21 protein-coding genes and 1 tRNA gene are annotated in these 21,508 nt (G+C 66.8%); 15 read left to right on the top strand and 7 right to left on the bottom strand.

Annotation, left to right across the window (positions count from 1 at the left end; genetic code table 11):
• Positions 1-8 precede the first annotated feature (8 nt).
• The gene (gene argG / locus E5CHR_RS09920) at positions 9-1,346 is read left to right on the top strand and encodes an argininosuccinate synthase (protein WP_162579525.1); all 1,338 of its coding nucleotides are present in this window, start codon (positions 9-11) and stop codon (positions 1,344-1,346) included.
• 36 nt (positions 1,347-1,382) lie between these two features.
• On the opposite strand, the gene murB is transcribed toward argG, so the two are convergent.
• On the bottom strand, positions 1,383-2,435 hold the full coding sequence (gene murB, locus E5CHR_RS09915; RefSeq protein ID WP_162579524.1) for a UDP-N-acetylmuramate dehydrogenase: 1,053 nt from the start codon (positions 2,433-2,435) through the stop codon (positions 1,383-1,385).
• 44 nt (positions 2,436-2,479) lie between these two features.
• Between murB and E5CHR_RS09910 the strand changes: the two genes are divergently transcribed.
• Both E5CHR_RS09910 and E5CHR_RS09905 read left to right on the top strand, forming a co-directional pair.
• Positions 2,480-2,965, top strand: a complete 486-nt coding sequence (locus tag E5CHR_RS09910) for a YajQ family cyclic di-GMP-binding protein (protein ID WP_162579523.1) — start codon at positions 2,480-2,482, stop codon at positions 2,963-2,965.
• 7 nt (positions 2,966-2,972) lie between these two features.
• Entirely contained in the window at positions 2,973-3,614 is a 642-nt protein-coding gene (locus E5CHR_RS09905; RefSeq protein ID WP_162579522.1) for a retropepsin-like aspartic protease family protein, read from the top strand.
• A 9-nt stretch (positions 3,615-3,623) separates the two neighbouring features.
• On the opposite strand, the gene E5CHR_RS09900 is transcribed toward E5CHR_RS09905, so the two are convergent.
• The 4 genes from E5CHR_RS09900 to E5CHR_RS09885 all read right to left on the bottom strand — a co-directional run bounded on the left by E5CHR_RS09900 (position 3,624) and on the right by E5CHR_RS09885 (position 6,308).
• Positions 3,624-3,977: a RidA family protein gene (locus tag E5CHR_RS09900; protein ID WP_162579521.1), complete on the bottom strand. Its 354-nt coding sequence runs from the start codon at positions 3,975-3,977 to the stop codon at positions 3,624-3,626.
• Positions 3,978-3,985: 8 nt separating this feature from the next.
• Positions 3,986-4,627 (bottom strand): glycerol-3-phosphate 1-O-acyltransferase PlsY, encoded by a 642-nt coding sequence (gene plsY, locus E5CHR_RS09895; protein WP_162579520.1) that lies wholly within the window; start codon positions 4,625-4,627, stop codon positions 3,986-3,988.
• 49 nt (positions 4,628-4,676) lie between these two features.
• On the bottom strand, positions 4,677-5,168 hold the full coding sequence (locus tag E5CHR_RS09890; protein WP_162579519.1) for an aminoacyl-tRNA deacylase: 492 nt from the start codon (positions 5,166-5,168) through the stop codon (positions 4,677-4,679).
• A gap of 78 nt (positions 5,169-5,246) precedes the next feature.
• Positions 5,247-6,308 (bottom strand): aldo/keto reductase, encoded by a 1,062-nt coding sequence (locus E5CHR_RS09885; protein WP_162579518.1) that lies wholly within the window; start codon positions 6,306-6,308, stop codon positions 5,247-5,249.
• Between the two features lie 92 nt (positions 6,309-6,400).
• Here E5CHR_RS09885 and E5CHR_RS09880 point away from each other — a divergent pair, with 92 nt between their 5' ends.
• From E5CHR_RS09880 to E5CHR_RS09855, 6 genes are all read left to right on the top strand, one after another.
• Positions 6,401-7,327 carry an alpha/beta fold hydrolase gene (locus E5CHR_RS09880; protein ID WP_162579517.1) on the top strand — a complete coding sequence of 309 codons (927 nt, stop codon included), beginning with the start codon at positions 6,401-6,403 and terminating at the stop codon, positions 7,325-7,327.
• Positions 7,328-7,376: 49 nt separating this feature from the next.
• A protein-coding gene (prfB, locus tag E5CHR_RS09875) for a peptide chain release factor 2 (RefSeq protein WP_162579516.1) occupies positions 7,377-8,481 on the top strand; the annotation gives its coding sequence in 2 pieces (ribosomal slippage) (positions 7,377-7,457 and positions 7,459-8,481; 1,104 coding nt in all).
• A gap of 28 nt (positions 8,482-8,509) precedes the next feature.
• Positions 8,510-11,203 carry an aminopeptidase N gene (pepN, locus tag E5CHR_RS09870; RefSeq protein ID WP_162583655.1) on the top strand — a complete coding sequence of 898 codons (2,694 nt, stop codon included), beginning with the start codon at positions 8,510-8,512 and terminating at the stop codon, positions 11,201-11,203.
• 37 nt (positions 11,204-11,240) lie between these two features.
• Positions 11,241-12,248, top strand: a complete 1,008-nt coding sequence (locus tag E5CHR_RS09865) for a class 1 fructose-bisphosphatase (protein WP_162579515.1) — start codon at positions 11,241-11,243, stop codon at positions 12,246-12,248.
• An 11-nt stretch (positions 12,249-12,259) separates the two neighbouring features.
• Positions 12,260-12,335, top strand: a tRNA-Thr gene (locus E5CHR_RS09860).
• A gap of 245 nt (positions 12,336-12,580) precedes the next feature.
• Positions 12,581-13,558 carry a Bug family tripartite tricarboxylate transporter substrate binding protein gene (locus E5CHR_RS09855; RefSeq protein ID WP_162579514.1) on the top strand — a complete coding sequence of 326 codons (978 nt, stop codon included), beginning with the start codon at positions 12,581-12,583 and terminating at the stop codon, positions 13,556-13,558.
• A 24-nt stretch (positions 13,559-13,582) separates the two neighbouring features.
• On the opposite strand, the gene E5CHR_RS09850 is transcribed toward E5CHR_RS09855, so the two are convergent.
• Both E5CHR_RS09850 and E5CHR_RS09845 read right to left on the bottom strand, forming a co-directional pair.
• Positions 13,583-14,467, bottom strand: coding sequence for an HpcH/HpaI aldolase/citrate lyase family protein (locus E5CHR_RS09850; protein ID WP_162579513.1), 885 nt, complete (start codon positions 14,465-14,467; stop codon positions 13,583-13,585).
• A gap of 68 nt (positions 14,468-14,535) precedes the next feature.
• A complete protein-coding gene (locus E5CHR_RS09845) occupies positions 14,536-15,492 on the bottom strand; it encodes a LysR family transcriptional regulator (RefSeq protein ID WP_162579512.1) in 957 nt (318 codons plus the stop codon).
• Positions 15,493-15,588: 96 nt separating this feature from the next.
• Between E5CHR_RS09845 and E5CHR_RS09840 the strand changes: the two genes are divergently transcribed.
• Genes E5CHR_RS09840 through E5CHR_RS09815 form a run of 6 tightly spaced genes read left to right on the top strand, consistent with a single transcriptional unit; the run spans position 15,589 to position 21,503 of the window.
• Positions 15,589-16,773, top strand: a complete 1,185-nt coding sequence (locus E5CHR_RS09840) for a CaiB/BaiF CoA transferase family protein (RefSeq protein WP_162579511.1) — start codon at positions 15,589-15,591, stop codon at positions 16,771-16,773.
• Positions 16,767-17,483, top strand: coding sequence for a nitroreductase (locus tag E5CHR_RS09835; RefSeq protein WP_162579510.1), 717 nt, complete (start codon positions 16,767-16,769; stop codon positions 17,481-17,483). Before E5CHR_RS09840 ends, E5CHR_RS09835 begins: the two co-directional genes overlap by 7 nt.
• A gap of 2 nt (positions 17,484-17,485) precedes the next feature.
• Positions 17,486-18,382, top strand: coding sequence for an acetaldehyde dehydrogenase (acetylating) (locus tag E5CHR_RS09830; RefSeq protein WP_162579509.1), 897 nt, complete (start codon positions 17,486-17,488; stop codon positions 18,380-18,382).
• Positions 18,379-19,449, top strand: coding sequence for a 4-hydroxy-2-oxovalerate aldolase (gene dmpG, locus E5CHR_RS09825; RefSeq protein WP_162579508.1), 1,071 nt, complete (start codon positions 18,379-18,381; stop codon positions 19,447-19,449). Before E5CHR_RS09830 ends, dmpG begins: the two co-directional genes overlap by 4 nt.
• A complete protein-coding gene (locus E5CHR_RS09820) occupies positions 19,449-20,501 on the top strand; it encodes an amidohydrolase family protein (RefSeq protein ID WP_162579507.1) in 1,053 nt (350 codons plus the stop codon). The genes dmpG and E5CHR_RS09820 overlap by 1 nt, the downstream gene beginning before the upstream one ends.
• Positions 20,502-20,531: 30 nt before the next feature.
• Positions 20,532-21,503, top strand: a complete 972-nt coding sequence (locus tag E5CHR_RS09815; RefSeq protein WP_162579506.1) for a Bug family tripartite tricarboxylate transporter substrate binding protein — start codon at positions 20,532-20,534, stop codon at positions 21,501-21,503.
• Positions 21,504-21,508 lie beyond the last annotated feature (5 nt).

Here is a 21,508-nt window from a genome sequence, read left to right as displayed (position 1 = left end):
TTCGAACCATGGCCACCATTCTTCAGAACATTCCCGCCGGCCAGAAGGTCGGCATCGCCTTCTCCGGCGGCCTGGACACCAGCGCCGCGCTGCACTGGATGCGCAACAAGGGCGCCATTCCCTACGCCTACACGGCCAACCTGGGCCAGCCCGACGAGCCCGACTACGACGAGATCCCGCGCAAGGCGATGCTCTACGGCGCAGAGAAGGCCCGGTTGGTCGATTGCCGCACGCAGCTCGCCGCGGAAGGCCTGGCCGCATTGCAGGCCGGTGCATTCCACGTCACCACCGCCGGCCTCACGTACTTCAACACCACGCCGCTGGGCCGCGCGGTTACCGGCACCATGCTGGTCGCGGCCATGAAGGAAGACGACGTCAACATCTGGGGCGACGGCAGCACCTACAAGGGCAACGACATCGAGCGGTTCTACCGCTACGGCCTGCTCACCAACCCGGCGTTGAAGATCTACAAGCCCTGGCTGGACCAGACCTTCATCGACGAGCTGGGCGGGCGCGCCGAAATGTCGGCCTTCATGCAGAAGGCCGGTTTCGCCTACAAGATGTCGGCCGAGAAGGCCTACTCCACCGACTCCAACATGCTCGGCGCCACGCACGAGGCCAAGGACCTGGAGCACCTGAACAGCGGCATGAAGATCGTGCAGCCGATCATGGGTGTCGCCTTCTGGAAAGACGAGGTAGAGGTGAAGCGCGAGGAAGTCACCGTGCGCTTCGTCGAAGGCCGTCCCGTCGCGATCAACGGCGTGGAATACCCGAGCCTGGTGGAACTGCTGCTGGAAGCCAACCGCGTCGGCGGCCGCCACGGCCTCGGCATGAGCGACCAGATCGAGAACCGCATCATCGAGGCCAAGAGCCGCGGCATCTACGAAGCGCCGGGCCTGGCGCTGCTTTTCATCGCTTACGAGCGCCTGGTCACCGGCATCCACAACGAAGACACCATCGAACAGTACCGCGACCACGGCCGCCGCCTGGGCCGCCTGCTGTATCAAGGCCGCTGGTTCGATCCGCAGGCCATCATGCTGCGCGAGACGGCCCAGCGCTGGGTGGCGCGGGCCATCACGGGCGAAGTCACCATCGAGCTTCGCCGCGGCAACGACTACTCGATCCTCAACACCGAGTCGCCCAACCTCACGTACAAGCCCAAGCGACTGACGATGGAAAAAGGCGAGTCCAGCTTTTCTCCGGCCGACCGCATCGGCCAGCTCACCATGCGCAACCTCGACATCGTGGACACGCGCGAAAAGCTGGGCATCTATACGCAGGCGGGCCTGCTCTCCGCGGGCCAGGGCGCTTCTCTTCCCCAGTTGAAGAACGACACCACCGATTGAACCCGGCCAAGCGGGCCGCCGGAACTTCGTTGCCGGCTACACGACCACCGGCTCCGGCTCCAGCCGGATGCCGAAACGCTCGTAGACGCTGGTCTGGATCGCCTTGGCCAGGGTCATGACTTCGCCGCCGGTTGCCGGATGCGCAGGGCCGCCGCGGTTGACCAGGACCAAGGCCTGCTTTTCGTAGACGGCGGCGTTGCCCACGGTCTTGCCCTTCCAGCCGCAGGCATCGATCAGCCAGCCCGCGGCCAGCTTGATGCTCCCATCGGCCATCGGGTAGTGCACGATCTTCGGGTCGCGCGCAATGATGTCGGCGCATTGCTCGGGCGTGACTGTCGGGTTCTTGAAGAAGCTGCCGGCATTGCCGAGCACCCGCCAGTCCGGCAGCTTGGCGCTCCGGATGGCGCAGACCCAATCGAAGATCTCCGTCGGGCTGGGCGTGAAATTGCCGGTTTCGGCCATCTTGCGCTCCAGGTCCAGGTAGCCCAGCACGGGTTTCCAGGGCCTGGGTAGCCGGAAGCGCACCCGCGTGATCAGCGCCCGGCCCGCCAGGCCGAAATCGTTGCTGCCGCTTGCCGAATGCTTGAACACGGAATCGCGGTAGCCGAAGGCGCACTGGGCCGCGTCGAGTGTGAAAGCGCGGCCGGTCTCCAGGTCGATGGCGTCCAGGGATTCGAAGCGGTCCTGCAGTTCGACCCCGTAGGCGCCGATGTTCTGCACCGGCGCCCCGCCGATGGTGCCTGGAATCAGCGCCATGTTCTCGAGGCCGGGGTAGCCCTGCTCGAGCATCCAATGCACCGTGTCATGCCAGATCTCGCCGGCACCTGCCTCGACGATCCAGGCGCGCGGCGTTTCTTCGACCAGTCGGCGGCCCTTGATCTCGACCTTCAGCACCAGCGGCTTGACGTCGCCGGTCAGCACGATGTTGCTGCCCCCGCCGAGCACGAACTTGGGAGCGCCATGCCAGGCCTGGTCGGCCAGCAGCGACGCCACGTCGGCCTCGCTCGCGATGCGCACCAGGTGCTGGGCACGGGCGACGATACCGAAGCTGTTGTGCTGCTGCAGCGGTACGTTGTTCTCCACGATCATGGGAGAATTGTCGCATTCACACCGTGTGATTCAGAGGAGAGTCCATGCCGTCTTTCGATACCGTCTGCGAACCCAACCTGCCCGAGGTCAAGAATGCCGTCGAGAACACGGCCAAGGAGATCGGCACGCGATTCGACTTCAAGGGAACCGCGGCCTCGGTCGAGCTCAAGGACAAGGAAATCACGCTCGTCGGGGATGCCGAATTCCAGCTCGTGCAGGTGGAAGACATCCTGCGCAACAAGCTCACGAAGCGCAGCGTGGACGTACGCTTCCTCGACAAGGGCGATGTCCAGAAGATCGGCGGCGACAAGGTCAAGCAGGTGATCAAGGTCAAGAACGGCATCCAGAGCGAGACCGCCAAGAAGATCCAACGCCTGATCAAGGACAGCAAGCTGAAGGTGCAGGCCGCGATCCAGGGCGACGCAGTAAGGGTGACTGGCGCCAAGCGCGACGACTTGCAGGCCGCGATGGCGCTGATCAAGAAGGACGTGCCCGATATGCCGCTTTCCTTCAACAACTTCCGCGATTGAGCCCTTGATGAAGGCTCTCCTCATTCCGATGCTGCTGGCAGCGGCATGTGGCTTCGCGTGCGCCCAATCCGTGACGCTCACCGGCACCATCGGCAGCCGTGCCATTCTGATGGTCGACGGCAGCGCGCCCAAGACCGTGGCCGTGGGCGAGACCTTCCAGGGCGTGAAGCTGCTGTCGATGACGCCCGAGCAGGCCGTGGTGGAGGCCGGCGGCAAGCGCGTGGCGCTGCGCATGGACCAGCCGGTCAGCATCGGCGGCGGCGTCTTGGGAGGTGGCGGTGGCACGCGCATCGTGCTGCCGGCTTCGAGTGGCGGGCACTTCATGACACAGGGCGCAATCAACGGGCGCAGCGTCAATTTCATGCTCGATACCGGCGCCACGACCGTCGCCCTCTCGGCGGCGGACGCGCAGCGCATCGGGCTCGATTTCAGCAAGGGGCGGCCGGTGCGCATGAACACCGCGAACGGCACCGCGCAGGGGTACATGGTGCGCCTGAGTTCGGTGCGGGTCGGCGACGTCGAGGTCTACGACGTGGAAGCGATCGTGTCGCAGCAGCCCATGCCCTACGTGCTGCTTGGCAACAGCTTCATCAGCCGCTTCTCGATGCGGCGCGACTCGGACCAGATGGTCCTCGAGAAGCGATTCTGAGCTTCGAAGCTACGCCGCGGCGGCGGTGACGACGATCTCGATCTTGTAGGCCGCATTGGCCATCGCCGCCTGCACGGTGGCGCGCGGCGGCGTGTTGCCGGCGGGAATCCACGCGTCCCATACCTCGTTCATTGCCGTGATGTCGCCAATGTCCGCGAGGAAGATCTGCGTCATCAGGATGCGTGACTTGTCGCTGCCGGCCTCCGCCAGCAGGCGGTCCACCATTGCCAGCACCTGTGCGGTCTGTCCGCGGATGTCCTGCGCGGTGTCGTCGGGCACCTGGCCCGCAAGGTAGATCGTGCCGTTGTGGACGGCGGTCTCGGACAGCCGCGGCCCGACGTGAAAGCGCTGAATGCTTGCCATGCTCGAAATCACTCCTGTGTTCTGGCCCTGGAGCCCAGCCGGGATTCCGTGCCCGCGGCGAGGCGTCGAATGTTTTCCCGGTGCCGCCAGATCAGCAGCAGGCTGATCGCGATCAGCGCGAGCAGCACCTCGCGCGAGAGCGGCCAGGCGATGCCACCGCCGATCAGGTAATAGGCAGGCGCAAAGAAGGCCGCCACGATCGAGGCCAGCGAGGAATAGCGGAAGAAGACGGCGATGATCAGCCAGGTCGTCCCGGTGGCCAGCCCCAGCAGCCACTCGATGCCCAGCAGCGCTCCGGCCGCCGTCGCGACGCCCTTGCCTCCCTGAAAGCCGAAGAACACCGGGTACAGGTGCCCGAGAAAGGCCGCCAGCCCCGCCACCGCCGCGGTCCCCTGCCCCATGCCGTAGGGCTCGCCCAAGCGATGGATCAGGAAAACGGGCAGCCAGCCCTTGACGGCGTCCAGCAGCAGTGTCGCCAGCGCCGCGCCCTTGTTCCCGGAGCGCAGCACATTGGTCGCACCAGGGTTCTTGCTGCCGTAGCTCCGGGGGTCGGCCATGCCCAGCGCCTTGCTGACGATGACCGCAAAGGACAGCGAGCCCAGCAGGTAGGACAGGACGATCGCGATCAACGAAGGCAGGTAGGAACTCACGGTGTCTCCAGACGGTTCGAGAGGGCGATGTGCCGCCCCGGCCGGCCGGCTATTCTGCCAGCGCGCACTGCACCGCCTTTGCGCCCAGCAACCGGACGCAGACCTGCGGGTCGATGCCCACCAGGTAGCCGCGCCGGCCGCCGTTGATGACGATCCTCGGCAGCTCGAGGATCGTCGACTCGATGTAGACAGGCATCTCCCGCCGCGTCGCGAAAGGCGAGGTGCCGCCCACCAGGTAGCCGCTGTGCCGGTTGGCAACCTCGGGCTTGCAGGGCTCCACCGACTTGGCGCCGATCTGCCGCGCCAGGTTCTTGGTCGAAACCGTGCGGTTGCCGTGCATCAGCACGATCAATGGCTTGGCGTCCTGGTCTTGCATCACCAGCGTCTTGATCACCGTGAAGGGGTCCAGGCCCAGCACCTCGGCGCTGTGCTGGGCGCCGCCGTGCTCCAGGTATTCGTAGGGATGCTCGGTGAAGTCGATGCCGTTCGCCCGCAGCAGTTGGGTGGCGGGGGTTTCGCTGACGTGGGATTTCTTGCTCACTGAAAGTACCTTCGCCGTCGGATGCGGTGCTGTTCGCCTCTTGAGCGGCCGTTCGGCTCAGGCGGCTTCGGCCCGTGCTCAGATCGCCGGGTCGCGCATCTCCCATCGCAGCTTGTCTACCTCCGCCAGCACCTCGGGCGGCAGCCGCTTGTCGCAGGCATCGAGGTTTTCGTCGAGCTGGTCCAGCGAGGTCACGCCGATGATGGTGCTCGCCACCTGCCATTTGCTGTGGCAGAAGGCCAGCGCCAACTGCGTGGGTGTCATGCCGATCCCGCGAGCCAAAGCGTTGTAGCGGCGCGCCGCCTCGAGCGACTCGGGACGGCCCCAGCGCTGCTTGCGAACAGACTCGTAGCGCGCGATGCGGGCACCCTGCGGCGCACGAGCCCCTGTGGTGCCGCTCTCATCGTACTTGCCTGTCAGCAAGCCGGCGCCGAGCGGCGAATAGGCCAGCAGCGAGACACCGAGCCGGTGCAGGGTCTCGTCCAGGCCGTTCTCGACCGAGCGGTTCAGCAGGTTGTAAACGTTTTGCACGGTGGCCACGCGCGGCAGGCCGTGCTGCTCGGCGACGCGCACGAACTCGTGCACGCCATAGGGCGTCTCGTTCGACAAGCCGATCGCGCGCACCTTTCCCGCCTTGACCAGGCCAGCCAGCGCCTCGAGCTGCTCGGGGATGGAGGTGCGCGACGTTTCCCGCGCCGGGTCGTAGTACATGTTGCCGAAGGCCGGCACATGGCGCTCGGGCCAGTGGATCTGGTAGAGATCGATGACGTCCGTCTTCAGGCGGCGGAGGCTGCCTTCGCAGGAGGCGACGATGTCGGCCGCCGTCATGCCGCTGCCCTCGCGCACCCACGGCATGCCGCGCGAAGGACCGGCCACCTTGGTGGCGAGGACGATCCTGTCACGCACGCCCGGATTGCCGGCAAACCAGCGCCCGATGATGGTCTCGGTCGCGCCGAAGGTCTCGGCGCGGGTGGGCACGGCATACATCTCGGCCGTGTCGATGAAGTCGACGCCGCGTTCGAGCGAGCGGGCGAGGATGGCGTGGGCGGTGGGCTCGTCCACTTGCTCGCCGAAGGTCATGGTGCCAAGACAGATCGGCGTGACGCGCAGGTCGCTCTGCCCGAGTTGGATTTTTTGCATGCGATGAATGCTACCGGGTGCCGCGCCGGTCCGCTTCCGCTGTCCGCTGCTGGACTGCGGCGCCCGCGCCTGGTCCGTATCATCGATCGGCCATGTACCAAGTCCTCCGACCTTCCCGTAGCGAGTTCGTCCCCGTCCGCAACCTGCGCTACCACGTCCGTATCTGGGGTGCGCCTTCGCCGGCGCGTCCTCCCCTGGTCCTGCTGCACGGCTGGATGGACGTGGCCGCCTCCTGGCAGTTCGTGGTAGATGCGTTGGCCGAGGAGCGCCACGTGATAGCCCCGGACTGGCGCGGCTTCGGCCTCACCGAAGGTGGCGCCGTGGACAACTACTGGATGCCCGACTACCTTGCCGACCTGGACTGGCTGCTCGACCACTACGCGGGCGACACGCCCGTCGACGTGGTCGGCCACAGCATGGGCGGCAATATCGCGATGCAGTACGGCGGCGTTCGGCCACAGCGGGTGCGCCGGCTGGTCAACCTCGAGGGCTTCGGCATGCCACCCCTGGAGCCGGCCGAGGCGCCCGGCCGCTACGGCAAGTGGATCGACCAGCTCAAGCGCCTGCACCGCGGGGAGATGGCGCTCGCCAGCTACACCGGCCCCGACGGAGTGGCGCGGCGGCTGATGAAGACCAACCCGCGCCTGTCGCAGGACAAGGCCGACTGGCTCGCCGCGCAGTGGTCCGTGGCCCGCCCACAGGCCGAGGCGGGCGACCGCTGGGAGATCCTGGGCGACCCGGCGCACAAGATCATCAACGCCAATCTGTTCCGCGTCGACGAGGCGCTGGCGCTCTACGCCGCCATCCAGGCGCCGGTCCTGGCCGTGGCGGCTTCCGACGACAGCCTGGGCCACTGGTGGAAGGGCCGCTACACCCTGGCCGACTTCCAGGAGCGCCTGGAATCGGTGCGCAATGTGCGCATGGAACGGGTCGAAGACGCGGGCCACATGCTGCACCACGACCAGCCAGCCAGAGTCGCGACACTCATCGAGTCATTCATGGCGGACGAAGGGCCTTGACGGCCGTGAGAAAATCCCCCGTTTACCCCGAACACCGTCAGGATTTCCCATGGATGCAGAGCAAATCAACCAAATCGGCGCCACCCTCGCAGACCTGAGCGCCAGGACGGCCGACCTACGGAGGTATCTTTGACTACGATGCCAAAGCCGAACGTCTGAGGACTGTCAACGCATCGCTCGAAGATCCCACCGTCTGGAACGACCCCAAGAAAGCCCAGGAGCTGGGCCGTGAAAAGAAGGCGCTCGACGACGTGGTCGTCACGCTCGATCGGCTCACCAGCGGCCTTTCGGACAACACCGAGCTCTACGAAATGTCGAAGGAAGAAGGCGACATGGATGGCCTGCAGGCCATCGCCGATGACGCCGCCAAGCTCGAAGAAGACATCAAGCAGCTCGAGTTCCGCCGGATGTTCAACAACCCGGCCGACCCGCTGAACGCCTTCATCGACATCCAGGCCGGTGCCGGCGGTACCGAGGCCTGCGACTGGGCCAGCATGCTGCTGCGCCAGTACCTGAAGTACGCCGAGCGCAAGGGCTTCAAGACCCAGATCGAGGACGAGACCCCCGGCGACACCGCGGGGATCAAGGGAGCCACCATCAAGGTCGAGGGCGAGTACGCCTTCGGGCTGCTGCGCACCGAGACCGGCGTGCACCGCCTGGTGCGCAAGTCGCCCTTCGATTCCTCGGGCGGGCGCCACACCAGCTTTGCCAGCATCTTCGTCTACCCGGAGATCGACGATTCGATCGAGATCGAGATCAATCCCTCGGATGTGCGGGTGGATACCTACCGCGCCAGCGGCGCCGGCGGCCAGCACATCAACAAGACCGACTCGGCGGTGCGACTCACGCACATCCCGACCGGCATCGTGGTGCAGTGCCAGGACGGACGCAGCCAGCACAGCAACCGCGACGTCGCCTGGAAACGCCTGCGCTCGCGCCTGTACGACCACGAGATGCGCAAGCGCCAGGAAGAGCAGCAGAAACTGGAGGACAGCAAGACCGACGTCGGCTGGGGCCACCAGATCCGCAGCTACGTGCTGGACAACAGCCGCATCAAGGACCTGCGCACCAATGTCGAGATCTCGGCCACCCAGAAGGTGCTGGACGGCGACCTCGATGCCTTCATCGAAGCCTCGCTCAAGCAAGGCGTATAAAAAAATTTCCTGGAGACACTCGATGTCGATGCTCATGCGTGATGCCCAAGCCGAACCCGTTGCGATCCGCCGCGAGGACTACCGCGCTCCCGCCTACTGGATCGACACGGTCGACCTGACCTTCGATCTGGACCCGGCCAAGACCCGCGTGCTCAACCGCATGCGCCTGCGCCGAAACCCGGAGCTCGCGCCCGAGCCCCTGCGCCTCGATGGCGACGAACTGAACCTGGCACGCGTGCTGGTGGACGGCCAGGGTGCCTCCTTCCGCATCGAGGCCGACCAGCTGGTGATCGACAACCTGCCCGACGCGTTCGAGCTCGAGCTCTTCACCACCTGCGCGCCTGCCAAGAACACCAAGCTCATGGGGTTGTTCGTGAGCGAGAACACCTTCTTCACCCAGTGCGAGGCCGAAGGCTTCCGACGCATCACCTACTTTCTCGACCGCCCCGACGTGATGGCGAGCTACACGGTGACCATCCGCGCCGCCAAGGCTGCCTATCCGGTGCTGTTGTCCAACGGCAACCTCGTCGAGCAGGGCGAACTTCCGGAGGGCCGGCATTTTGCCAAGTGGGTCGATCCATTCCGAAAGCCCAGCTATCTGTTCGCGCTGGTGGCCGGCAAGCTCGTGGCGCGCGAGCAGCGCATCAGGGCCCGCAACGGCAAGGAGCATCTGCTGCAGGTCTACGTGCGCGCCGGCGACCTCGACAAGACCGAGCATGCGATGAACTCGCTGGTCAACTCCGTGATGTGGGACGAAGCTCGCTTCGGCCTGCCGCTGGACCTCGATCGCTTCATGATCGTCGCGACCAGTGACTTCAACATGGGCGCGATGGAGAACAAGGGCCTGAACATCTTCAACACGAAGTACGTCCTGGCCAACCAGGCTACCGCGACCGACGCCGACTACGGCAACATCGAGAGCGTGGTCGGCCACGAGTACTTCCACAACTGGACAGGCGACCGTGTGACCTGCCGCGACTGGTTCCAGCTCTCGCTCAAGGAGGGCCTCACGGTCTTTCGCGACCAGGAGTTCAGCCAGGACCTGTGCGCCGATGCCTCGGCGCGGGCCGTCAAGCGCATCGAGGACGTGCGCGTGCTGCGCACCGCCCAGTTCCCAGAGGACGCGGGCCCGATGGCGCACCCCGTGCGGCCGGATAGCTACATCGAGATCAGCAACTTCTACACCGTCACCATCTACGAAAAGGGTGCCGAGGTGGTGCGCATGATGCAGACGTTGGTGGGCCGGCAAGGCTTCGCGCGCGGCATGACGCTGTACTTCGAGCGCCACGACGGCCAAGCCGTGACCTGTGACGACTTTGCGCAGGCCATCGCCGATGCGAACCCCGATTCGGAGCTCGCGCGCCTGTTGCCGCAGTTCAAGCGCTGGTACAGCCAGGCCGGCACGCCACGCCTGGCTGCTCACGGCGTGTACGACGCCGCAGCGCGCACCTACACCCTGAGCTTCGTGCAGAGCTGCCCACCCACGCCGGGGCAGCCCTTCAAGGAACCCTTCGTGATCCCGGTCAATATCGGCCTCTTGGACCAGGACGGGCGCGAGCTGCCGCTGCAGCTGGACGGCGAGGAAGCCCCGGGCGCCCCCACGCGAACCCTGGTGCTGACGCGCGCCGGCGAGCAGTTCACTTTCATCCATGTCGACGCCGAGCCGGTGCCTTCGATCCTCCGCGGCTTCAGCGCGCCGGTGATCCTGGACTACGAGTACAGCGATGCCCAGCTGCTCGCTCTCATGGCCCACGATGCCGATCCCTTCAACCGCTGGGAGGCCGCTCAACGCCTCGCGCTGCGCGCCGCAATCAAGGCAATCCACGCGCCGGTCGTCGGTGCCATAGAAAGCCCGCTCGACGACGCCTGCCTGGAGGCCATGCGCAGCGTGCTCCGCGACCCGGGGCTCGACGCCGCCTTCAAGGAGCTGGTGCTCACGCTGCCTTCTGAAACCTATATCGCCGAGCAGCTGGAGACCGTCGATCCGCAGCGCGTGCATCTCGTGCGCGAGGCCATGCGCGCCCAGCTCGCCGCTGGCCTCTTCGCCGATTGGGAGCACGCTTACGAGGAGCAACGCGACACCGGCGCCTACAGCCCCGACCCGCGCTCCTCCGGCCGCCGCGCGCTGGCCGGCCTTGCGCTCTCCTATCTCTGCCTGGCCGCGCGCGCCACGGGCGACACGGTCTGGCCCGGAAGGACACTGCAGCGCTTCAAGGATGCCGGCAACATGACGGACCGCTTCAACGCGCTGCAGGCGCTGGTGTCCTCGGGCCATGCGCTGGCGGCGCAGGCGCTGGCGCGATTCCACGCCATCTTCAAGGACGAGGCCCTGGTCATCGACAAGTGGTTCTCGCTGCAGGCAGGCGCGCCCGATCGCGGCGGGGACATCCTGCCGTTGGTCAAGCAGCTGATGAAGCACCCCGACTTCTCGCTCAAGAACCCGAACCGCGCGCGCAGCGTGATCTTCAGCTACTGCAACGCCAACCCCGGCGCGCTGCACCGCCCCGATGCCGCCGGCTACGTGTTCTGGAGCGATCGCGTGATCGAGCTCGACGCCATCAACCCGCAAGTTGCCGCACGCCTTGCGCGCGCACTCGACCGCTGGAGCAAGCTGGCCGAGCCCTACCGCAGCGCCGCACGCGAAGCCATCATGCGCGTGGCGGCCAAGCCCGATCTCAGCAAGGACACGCACGAGGTCGTCACCCGCGCGCTCGCTGGATAAGCCACCCGAATCGACAGCTTCCCCCTGGAGTCAATGAATGCCCAAGAATGTTTCGCTCACCCGCTACCTCATCGAACAGCAGCGCGCCGACGGCCTGATCCCTGGCCAGTTGCGGCTTCTGCTCGAAGTGGTGGCACGTGCCTGCAAGAGCATCAGCCAGGCCGTCAACAAGGGCGCGCTGGGCAACGTGCTCGGCTCGGCCGAGAGCGAGAACGTGCAAGGCGAAGTCCAGAAGAAGCTCGACATCATTGCCAACGAGGTGCTGATCGAAGCCAACGAATGGGGAGGCCACCTCGCCGCCATGGCCAGCGAGGAAATGGACAGCATCTACGTGGTGCCCAACCGCTACCCGCAGGGCGAGTACCTGCTGCTGTTCGATCCGCTGGACGGCTCCAGCAACATCGACGTCAACGTCAGCATCGGCACCATCTTCAGCGTGCTGAAGAAGCCCGAGGGGTCGCCCGGCGTTCAGGAGTCGGACTTCCTGCAGGCCGGCAGCAAGCAGGTCGCGGCCGGCTACTGCATCTACGGCCCGCAGACCACCCTGGTGCTGACCGTCGGCAGCGGTGTCGCGATGTTCACCCTGGACCGCGAGCAAGGATCTTTCATGCTCACCCAGGAGGACATCCAGATCCCGGCCGACACCAAGGAATTCGCCGTCAACATGAGCAACATGCGGCACTGGGACGCCCCGGTGAAGCGCTACATCGACGAATGCCTGGCTGGTAAAGACGGCCCGCGCGGCAAGGACTTCAACATGCGCTGGATCGCCAGCATGGTGGCCGACGTGCACCGCATCCTGATGCGCGGCGGCGTCTTCCTGTATCCGTGGGACAAGCGCGAACCCGAGAAGGCCGGAAAGCTGCGCCTGATGTACGAGGCCAATCCCATGAGCTGGCTGGTCGAACAGGCGGGTGGCGCCGCCACCAACGGCCGCCAACGCATCCTCGACCTGGAGCCCACCAAGCTGCACGAGCGCGTGGCTGTGGTCTTGGGGTCGAAGAACGAGGTCGGGCGGCTGACCGGGTATCACGAGCCGCTATAATCGCAGGCTTAGCCGGTGTAGCTCAGTCGGTAGAGCAGCTCATTCGTAATGAGAAGGTCGGGTGTTCGATTCATCTCTCCGGCACCAATATAGACAAGGGTCTGTTGCAGAAATTGCAGCAGACCCTTTTCGTTTTCTGGTCCTGTAGCCCCCATCGTGGCAGGCGCGGGGCTTTTGCGGATCACGGGAGCTCACGCTCGTTGTGAAGGACGAGCCCGTCGCGCGGCAGTTCGGCGTCGAGATCACCCTTGCCTATATTGTGTATAGCCGCCGATCGCTATCCGACAGGCCACGATGTCCTTAATGTGCAGGCATCACTGACCTGCAACGCCATGAAACGCCGCCACCTTCTCCGACTCGGCACGGCCGCAAGCCTGGCCGCCATCTTCCCTTCCGCACGCGCCCAAGGCTGGCCAGAACGGCCGCTGCGACTCGTCGTCGGCTTTCCGCCCGGCCAGAGCTCCGACCTCGCGGCGCGCAACTACGCAGCGGCCATGGCCAAGGCGCTCGGGCAGGCGATCGTCGTCGACAACAAGCCCGGTGCCAACGGCTCGCTCGGCGCGCAGGAGGTAAAGGCCGCGCGGGCCGACGGCTACACGCTGCTATTCGGCACGTCCGGGCAACTGAGCATCAACCCGGCGCTGTACCGCAGGCTCCCGTTCGACCCGCTGGTCGACTTCGATCCAGTGGGACTGCTCGTCAGCGGCCCGCTGTTCTTGGTGGCTCACCCCGCCTTCCCCGCCCACGGCGTGCAGGAGCTGCTGGCGCTCGCGAAGGCGAAGCCCGGCGCCATCGACTACGGCTCCGGCGGGAACGGCGTCACAGGGCATTTCGCGATGGAGATGCTGCAGGCCATGGCCGGCGTGAGGCTGAACCACATCCCCTACAACGGTTCGCCCGCGGCGCTCAACGACCTCATGGCAGGGCGCATCTCGCTGATGATGGAAAGCGGCCAAGCCTGCCTGCCCCACGCAAAGGCAGGTCGCCTGAAGGTGCTCGCCTGCAGTTCGGCCCATCGCGCCGCGGCCTACCCGACCGTCCCGCCCGTCGCGGAGCAGGGGCTGCCCGACTTCGACGTGGTGGCCTGGAACGGCATGATGGTGCCCGTCGGCACGCCGGCGGCGATCAGGGAAAGGCTGCACGCCGCGATCCGCCAGGCGAGTGCTGACCCGTTGGTGGTGGACTCTCTGCGCGCCGCCGGCGCTGAGCCGGGAACTTCGGAGTCGCCGGCGCAATTCCACCGTTTCCTTCAGGCGGAGATTGCCAAGTGGAAGAAGGTCGTGGCGCAGAACGGCATCACGCCGACCTGAGGGCCGACGCCGTTCGGCGCTGATTCAGTCGCCGAACTGCGCCGCGAACGCGAGCAGATCCTGCGCGCGGGCCACGATCGGGTCGTCGATCATCCGGTTCTCCAGCAGGAAGGCGCCGTCGCCGCGCCCAGCGCGTTCCGTCGCGGCTTCGACGACGCGCCTTGCCCAGGCTTGCTCCGCCTGCGAAGGACGGTACACCGCCAGGATAGCGGCCACCTGCTTCGGATGGATGGCCGCCTTGCCGCCGTAGCCGAGCGACTTGCCGCGCCGCGTGCTCGCGCGCAGCCCCTCGTCGTCCGCCACGTCGGTGAAGACGGTGTCGAACGGTTTCGCTAGCATCGCAGCCCTGGAAGCGAGGGCGATCATCGCCCGCGGCAAGGCGCCTTCCTCTTCCCCTCGCGTCCAGTCCACGCCGAGATCGGTGGTGAGATCCCCCATGCCGAACAGAAGGCGCATGGGACGCGTGAGCCGCGCGCCGGCGATCCCATGAACGTTCGCGCTGCCGAGGGCCGTCTCGATCGTCACGCCCAGCGGCACACTGTGGGCAGCCAGGCCGGCGGAACGCTCGGCCTCCACCAGAGCAGCATCCACGGCCCGCAGCGCGTCCACCGTGTCGATCTTGGGCGCCACGATTCCGGCGATGCCTGATCGCACGACGGCCGCGAGATCCTCGCGCCCGCAGCCTGTGCCAAAACCGCGCGCGATCTGCAGGGGATTGATGCGCACCTGGCACACACCCGGCGCCTGCGCCAACAGCGCGCGCGCGCCGCGCCGTGCGGCCTCCTTCTCGGCGCCAGGGACGGCATCTTCCAGGTCGACCAGCAGCGCCGTCAGGCCCAGGGTGAGCGCCTTGTCGCGCAGGCGTTCCTTGTGTCCAGGAACGAAGAGGGGTGCGATTGCGTTCTGCATGCGGTCATTGGGCAGACGCGCGTCCCCGCGCGCAAGACGGCGTGCCCTATGCACCCCATAACTGCTGCTTATTGCGCCAGCAACGTCTTCTGCTGCGGTACGACGGCGCGGTAGATGCGCTCCACGCGCTTGCGCAGCCAGAGATTGCCCGGATCGTGGTGGAACCGCTCGTGCCAGACGATCCGCGTCACCACGGTGCCGAGGTCGATCGGCAGCGGGACCACACGCAAATGGAACAGCTTCGCCAAGTGGCCAGCCACATGTTGTGGCACGGTGAACAGCAGGTCGGTCTGCTCGACGGCGCTGCAGGCGGCAAAGTGATTGGCCACCGTCACCGCGATCCGGCGGTGCACTCCTTGCAGTTCGAGCCGCTGGGCAATGGGATCGACGGCGTCCGAGGTGCGAGGCACCATGACGTGCGGCGCGTCCCGGTAGTCCGTGAGCGTGAGCGGCTTGCGTGCCCAGCGGCCGCGGAGCGACACCAGGCAGACGAAGGTGTATTCGCCCAGTCGCTGCTGGCGCAGCGTGACGTCGGTGCCGTGCAGCGTGCCGGCGGCGACGTCTACTTCACCCTGCTCCAGCGCTTCCTGCATGCGCTGGATCGTCGGCCGCACGCTCAGCAGGTTGCAGCCGGGCGCCTCGCGCAGCAGGTCCGATCCCAGCCGCGGCAGCACCATGAATTCCGCGATGTCGGTGAAGCTCACGATGAAGGAGCGGTTGGCCGTCGCGGGGTCGAAAGCCTCGGGCTGCTGCGAGATCAGCCCGATGTCGCGCGCCAGCCGCGCGACCGTGGGCTCCAGCGCCATCGCGCGCGGCGTGGGGTAGAGCCGGTTGCCGCTGCGCACGAACAGCGGGTCGCCGAAATAGTCGCGCAGCCGCTTGAGGTTCTGGCTCACCGAAGGCTGGCTCACCCCCAAGCGTTCAGCGGCCTTCGACACCTGGCCGGTATCGAACAAGGCCTTGAGGGTGTGGACCATCGTCAAATCCACCTTGCCCGGAGCCGTAGTGCCGCGTCGCAGGTTCATAACGGTTGCTTATAGCACCGATAGGCCGCGGCGCCTATGTGCGAGAGGTCGTGCCGCCTGTAATCGGTGCATCCACTTCGCGCCTCTTCCACTGTCATGAGCGACACACCTTCTCCAGTACTGTCCAGCATCCGAGTGCTGGACCTCAGCGCCTACATCGCCGGCCCCTACGGCTGCTCGCTGCTCGCCGATCTCGGCGCCGACGTCGTCAAGGTGGAGCCGCCCGACGGTGACAACCTGCGCAATTACCCGTCGACGCTCGACGGCGAGTGTCGGCTCTTCGTCGGTGCCAACCGCGGCAAGCGCAGCATCGTCATCGACCTGAAGAGCGCCGATGGCCTTGCGCTGCTGAAGCAGCTCGTCGCGCAGGTCGACGTGCTGGTGCACAACTTTCGCAACGGCGTCGCCGAGCGGCTTGGCATCGGCTATGACGAGATGAGCGTATTGAATCCGCGCCTCATCTACGCCACCCTCAGCGGCTACGGCAGCACCGGACCGATGCGTGAGCGCGCCGGCTTCGACCAGGTGCTGCAGACCATGACCGGCATCTGCACCGGACAGGCCGAAGACGGCGAGGCGCCGCAGATCGTGCACGGCTCGGTCGTCGACTACTTTGCGGCCTCGCTCCTCGCGATGGGCGTGGCCGGCGCGCTCTACCACCGCGAACGCACGGGTCTTGGCCAGCAGCTCGGCACCTCCCTGCTGGCGGCGGCGCTGTGCATGCAGTCGGGCCGCTTCGTCTGGGGCGAGCGCGAAGATGCCGAGGCCGAGCGCAACATCCGCTCGACCGGTGTCAACACCATCTTCCCGACGAAGCAGGGCCACATCTACATCTCGGCGACCACGCCGCATTTCTGGCAATCGCTCTGCCGCATCGTGGGCTGCGAGGACCTCGCGGACGAGCCGCGCTACGACAGCGTGCGAAAGCGCTCCGCGGCGGTGAAGGAGATCACGCTCCGTCTCACCGCGGCGCTCGCCAGCCGCAGCGCCGAAGAGTGGGAACGCCTTCTCACTCCCGAGGTGCCCTGCGCCGTCGCCCGTCCGATCGAAGCGATGTTCGACCACCCGCAGGTGCTCGCCGAGGACCACGTCGGCGAGTACCGGCACCCGTCGGTGGGGAGGTACCGCGGCTTCCGCTACCCGATCTGCTACACCGGCTCGCCGCTCGCGCAGCCGCGCGCCGCACCCGCGCTCGGGCAGCATACCGACGAAGTGCTGCGCGAAGCGGGACTCGGCGAAGCGCGTATCGCCGAACTGAAGTCGCGGCGGGCCGTATGCTGACCGCGGCACTTGGCAACGACGGCGTCCAGCCGGTCGGCGCCGCGCTGGAGGCGATCGCCAGCCGGCGCAGCATCCGGGCCTTCCGGCCCGACCCTGTGCCGCGCGCCACCATCGAGCAGTTGCTCACGCTGGCCGGCATGGCGCCGAGCGGCAGCAATATCCAGCCTTGGAACGTGCACGTGGTGCAAGGCACGAAGCGGCGCGAGCTCTCGCGCGTGCTGCTCGAAGCGCACGACGGCGGCGCCGAGGCCCGGCCCGAGTACCACTACTACCCGAAGGTCTGGCGCGCGCCCTTTCTCGAACGCCGACGCAAGACCGGCTGGCTGCTGTACGAGTCGCTCGGCATCGCGCGGGGCGACCGCGAGGCGGCGCACGCCTACCGTGGTACCAACTACAACTTCTTCGGCGCGCCGCTCGGCCTGATCGTCACCATGGGCCGCGACATGGAGCACGGCAGCTGGATCGACATCGGCGCCTTCGTGCAGACGCTGATGATCGCAGCGCGCGCCTTCGGCCTGCACACCTGCGCGCAGGCGGCGTTCTCGAACTACGGCAACCTGGTCCGGCGCACGCTGGGCCTCGACGACAACGAACTTGTGGTCTGCGGCGTATCGATCGGGCACGCCGACCTGGACCACCCCGCCAATCTCGCGCGCACCCCGCGCGCCGAGATCGGCTGCTTCACCACCTTTCACTGGGACGAGGAATGACCATGGAGAAGATAGCCTGCGCAATCATCGGGTCGGGCAACATCGGCACCGATCTCGCGTACAAGCTGCTGCGCAGCCCCGTGCTGAAGCCGGTCTGGATGATCGGCATCGACGAACGCTCCGACGGCCTGCAGCGTGCCCGCGCACTGGGCCTGAAGACGTCCGCCGGCGGTGTCGACGCGCTGCTGCCGCACGTGGCGCACGACGCGGTGCGCATCGCCTTCGATGCCACCAGCGCCTACGTGCATGCCGAGAACTCGCGCAAGCTGAACGCGTTGAACGTGCAGGTGATCGACCTCACGCCGGCGGCAATCGGCCCGATGTGCCTGCCGACGATCAACCTCGCGCAGCTGGCGCAGGCCCAGGCGCCCAACGTCAACATGATCTCGTGTGCCGGGCAGGCGACCATCCCGATGGTCAAGGCGGTGACCCAGGTGCAGGACGTCGGCTATGCGGAGATCGTCGCCAGTCTGTCCTCGCGCTCGGTCGGGCCTGGCACCCGGGCCAACCTGGACGAGTTCACCTACACCACATCCGCGGCCATTTGCGCGGGGGGCGGTGCCCGAAAGGGCAAGGCCATGGTCGTGATCAACCCGGCCGACCCGCCGGTGATCATGCGCAACACGATCTACTGCCTCACCGACCACACCCCGGAAGAGGCGCGCATTCGCGACTCCGTGCTGGCGATGGTGGCCAAAGTGCAGGAGTACGTCCCCGGCTACCGCCTGGTGAACGGCCCCGTCTTCGACGGTAGCCGGGTCGCCATCTTCATGGAAGTTGCCGGTGCCGGCGACTACCTGCCGCGCTACGCCGGCAACCTGGACATCATGACTGCGGCCGCTGCCCGGACGGCGGAAGCGTTCGCCCGCACCCTGCAACGCGAGGAAACCTTCCAATGACCGGCCAGCGATCCACCTTCCACGGCGGGCGCATCCTGCTGCACGACATGTGCCTGCGCGATGGCATGCACGCCAAGCGCGACCAGATCTCCATCGAGCAGATGGTGCAGGTCGCGACCGCGCTGGACGCCGCGCGCGTCCCCATCATCCAGGTGACGCACGGCATGGGCGTCGGCGGCAACTCGCTGCTGCACGGCTTCGCTCTTGCCAGCAACGAGGAGTACCTCGAGGCGGTGGTCCCGAGGATGAAGCAGGCGAAGGTCTCGGTGTTGCTGATTCCAGGGATGGGGACGATGCGCGAGCTGCAATCCGCGCACGCCTCGGGCGCCCGCAGCGTGCACGTCGCGACGCTGTGCACCGAAGCCGATACCTCGCCGCAGCACATCGCGCTGGCGCGCAAACTGGGCATGGACACCACGGGCTTCCTGATGATGGCGCACCTGGCCGAGCCGGCCACGCTGGCGCAGCAGGCCAGGATCATGGAGGCCGCGGGCGCGCAGACGATCTACATCACCGACTCGGCCGGCCACATGCTGCCGCACGAGGTGACGGCGGCCACGTCGGCGCTGCGCGATGCGCTGCAGCCGTCGACGGAGATCGGCTTCCATGGACACCACAACCTGGGCATGGGCGTGGCGAACTCGATCGCTGCGATCGAGGCGGGCGCGTCGCGCATCGACGCGTCGGTGGCGGGCCTTGGTGCCGGCGCAGGCAATACCCCGCTGGAAGTGCTCGCGGCCGTTTGCGACCGCATGGGCATTGAAACCGGCGTGGACCTGTTCGCCCTGATGGATCTCGCCGAGGACGTCATCGTCCCCATGATGGACCAGCAGGTGCGGGTGGACCGCGAGTCCCTCACCCTGGGCTACGCAGGCTTGTACTCGACCTTCCTGCTGCCCGCGCGCAAGGCCGCGGAACGGTTCGGCGTGTCCACGCGCGACATCCTGGTGGAACTCGGCCGCATGAAGGTGGTGGGCGGTCAGGAGGACATGATCGAAGACACCGCGCTCACGCTGGCCCGACGCGCCGCCGAACAGGGCGGCGGAGCCAGAAAGGCGGTGGCGTAATGGCCAACGCGATGTTCTCTGCCGGCGGAGGCCGGCGCGAATTCGGGCGGATCTACCCGCCCCGCGCCGAATGGCTGGCGAAACAGGCCCCCGAGGCGCCGCTGGATCCGGACCTGCCGATCGTCGACACGCACTTCCACTTCCTGGACCTGCCCGGCTTCCGCTACATGGGTGCCGACTGGGCCGCAGAGCACGCGCGCTGCGGCCATCGCATCGTCGGCAGCGTCTATGCCGAGGCCCAGACCGGCTATCGCACCGAAGGATCCGATGCGCTCAAGCCGGTGGGCGAAGTGGAGCTGGTGGTGCGTGAATCCCGCAACCATGTGGGCATGGCGATGGGCATCGTCGGCCACGCCGACCTGCTGCTCGGGGATGCCGTGGAGCAGACGCTGGCGGCACAGCTCGAAGCCGGAGAGGGTCGCTTCAAGGGCATCCGCTACGCGCTGGCCTCGGACCCGAACCCCGGCATCATGGTCCACCACCATCCGCCAGCGGATTGGGCGACGAATCCGAAGCTCCATGCAGGCCTGCGCGTGCTGCGCAAGATGGGCCTCTCGTTCGACGCGTGGGCCTTCTTTCACCAGCAGGACCAGATCGCCGCACTGGCACGCGAGCATGACGAGCTGAACATCGTCGCGCTGCATTGCGGTGGTCTGCTCGGGTACGGGCCCTACGCCGGCCGCGCCGACCAGGTGTTCCAGACCTGGCGCACCAACATGGCCCAGGTGGCGGCCTGCCCCAACGTGAGCATCAAGCTGGGGGGGACGCTCGGCCGCCTGGCAGCCTACGACTACCTCAACACGGACGTGCCCGAGCCCTCCGGCGCGCTCGCAGCGGCAGTCCGCCCGTACCTCCTGACGTTGATCGACCTCTTCGGCCCAGGCCGCTGCATGTTCGAAAGCAACTATCCGGTCGACACGGTGTTCAGCGGCTATGGCGTGCTGTGGAACACGTACAAGCGCGTGACTGCCGATTTCACCCACAACGAAAAGATCGCCATGTATGGCGGCACTGCCCGCCGCGTGTACCGGCTGCCGCCGGCGCAAGCCTGATCCCCTGCTTTCCCCACCGGAGACAAGACCATGCCCCGAACACTTGCCCGCCGCCTGCTGCTGCAGGCTGCCCTCACCATCGCTCTTCCCTTGGCGGCGACCGCAACGCTCGCGCAAGGAGCCTGGACCCCGACGCAGCCGGTGAAGTTGATCGTTCCGTTCGCGCCTGGGGGTGGGGCCGACATCATGGCTCGCATCCTGTCCGATGCACTTGGCCGCGAGCTGGGCCAGCCCGTGATCGTCGAGAACAAGTCCGGTGCGAGCGGCTCGATCGGCTCCGAGATCGTCTACCGCGCGCCGCCCGACGGACACACGCTGCTGATCGCCACGCTGGACTCGCAAGGCATGTACCCGCACATGCGGCAGGTGGGCTTCGATTCCGCCAAGTACGTGCCTGTCGGCGGCATCGCGCAGATGGGTTACGCCCTCATGGGCAGGCCGGGAATGCCGGCGACGCTGCCCGAACTCCGCAGCCAGCTGAGGGCGAAGCAGGCCAGCTATGGAAGCGGAGGCGCCGGATCGTCGCTCCACGTGCTGACCGAGTTGTTCGCGAAGGAGACCCAGGCCAAGCTCCTGCACGTCCCGTACAAGGGAGCCGGGCCGGCCCTGCAGGACCTGCTCGCCGGTCAGATCGACCTGATGATGGTGCCGCTCGCGACGGCGCCGCAGTACCGCGGCAAGCTGGTGACCTATGGGATCACCTCCGCGCAACGCAATCCCGCGATGCCGGACGTGCCCACGTTGAAGGAAGCCGGTCTCGACGTGGTCGGCGATTCGTGGGCGGCTCTGCTGGCACCTCCCGGCACGCCAGGCCCGATCGCCGACCGGCTGGCTGCCACTTTGACCAAGGTGGTCGCGCTTCCCGATGTGAACAGGAGGCTGCGCGAGACGGGCATGACGCCCATGACCCTGTCACGGTCGGAGTTCGTCCACTACTACGCAGACGAATACCGCAAGTGGGGCGAGGTGATCAAGGCCGCCAACATTACTCTCGACAACTGACCGGC

The organism is Variovorax sp. PBS-H4, from assembly GCF_901827205.1.
Taxonomy (GTDB): domain Bacteria; phylum Pseudomonadota; class Gammaproteobacteria; order Burkholderiales; family Burkholderiaceae_C; genus Variovorax.
The sequence above is the reverse complement of the archived record's forward strand: the minus strand, read 5'-3'. Positions and strand labels throughout refer to the sequence as shown.

Bases quoted from the DNA above. Each gene is read 5' to 3' on its own strand.
- argG (WP_162579525.1), top strand. From the start codon at position 9: ATGGCCACCATTCTTCAGAACATTCCCGCCGGCCAGAAGGTCGGCATC.
- murB (WP_162579524.1), bottom strand. From the start codon at position 2,435: ATGATCGTGGAGAACAACGTACCGCTGCAGCAGCACAACAGCTTCGGT.
- E5CHR_RS09910 (WP_162579523.1), top strand. From the start codon at position 2,480: ATGCCGTCTTTCGATACCGTCTGCGAACCCAACCTGCCCGAGGTCAAG.
- E5CHR_RS09905 (WP_162579522.1), top strand. From the start codon at position 2,973: ATGAAGGCTCTCCTCATTCCGATGCTGCTGGCAGCGGCATGTGGCTTC.
- E5CHR_RS09900 (WP_162579521.1), bottom strand. From the start codon at position 3,977: ATGGCAAGCATTCAGCGCTTTCACGTCGGGCCGCGGCTGTCCGAGACC.
- E5CHR_RS09885 (WP_162579518.1), bottom strand. From the start codon at position 6,308: ATGCAAAAAATCCAACTCGGGCAGAGCGACCTGCGCGTCACGCCGATC.
- E5CHR_RS09880 (WP_162579517.1), top strand. From the start codon at position 6,401: ATGTACCAAGTCCTCCGACCTTCCCGTAGCGAGTTCGTCCCCGTCCGC.
- pepN (WP_162583655.1), top strand. From the start codon at position 8,510: ATGCTCATGCGTGATGCCCAAGCCGAACCCGTTGCGATCCGCCGCGAG.
- E5CHR_RS09865 (WP_162579515.1), top strand. From the start codon at position 11,241: ATGCCCAAGAATGTTTCGCTCACCCGCTACCTCATCGAACAGCAGCGC.
- E5CHR_RS09855 (WP_162579514.1), top strand. From the start codon at position 12,581: ATGAAACGCCGCCACCTTCTCCGACTCGGCACGGCCGCAAGCCTGGCC.
- E5CHR_RS09850 (WP_162579513.1), bottom strand. From the start codon at position 14,467: ATGCAGAACGCAATCGCACCCCTCTTCGTTCCTGGACACAAGGAACGC.
- E5CHR_RS09845 (WP_162579512.1), bottom strand. From the start codon at position 15,492: ATGAACCTGCGACGCGGCACTACGGCTCCGGGCAAGGTGGATTTGACG.
- E5CHR_RS09840 (WP_162579511.1), top strand. From the start codon at position 15,589: ATGAGCGACACACCTTCTCCAGTACTGTCCAGCATCCGAGTGCTGGAC.
- E5CHR_RS09835 (WP_162579510.1), top strand. From the start codon at position 16,767: ATGCTGACCGCGGCACTTGGCAACGACGGCGTCCAGCCGGTCGGCGCC.
- E5CHR_RS09830 (WP_162579509.1), top strand. From the start codon at position 17,486: ATGGAGAAGATAGCCTGCGCAATCATCGGGTCGGGCAACATCGGCACC.
- dmpG (WP_162579508.1), top strand. From the start codon at position 18,379: ATGACCGGCCAGCGATCCACCTTCCACGGCGGGCGCATCCTGCTGCAC.
- E5CHR_RS09820 (WP_162579507.1), top strand. From the start codon at position 19,449: ATGGCCAACGCGATGTTCTCTGCCGGCGGAGGCCGGCGCGAATTCGGG.
- E5CHR_RS09815 (WP_162579506.1), top strand. From the start codon at position 20,532: ATGCCCCGAACACTTGCCCGCCGCCTGCTGCTGCAGGCTGCCCTCACC.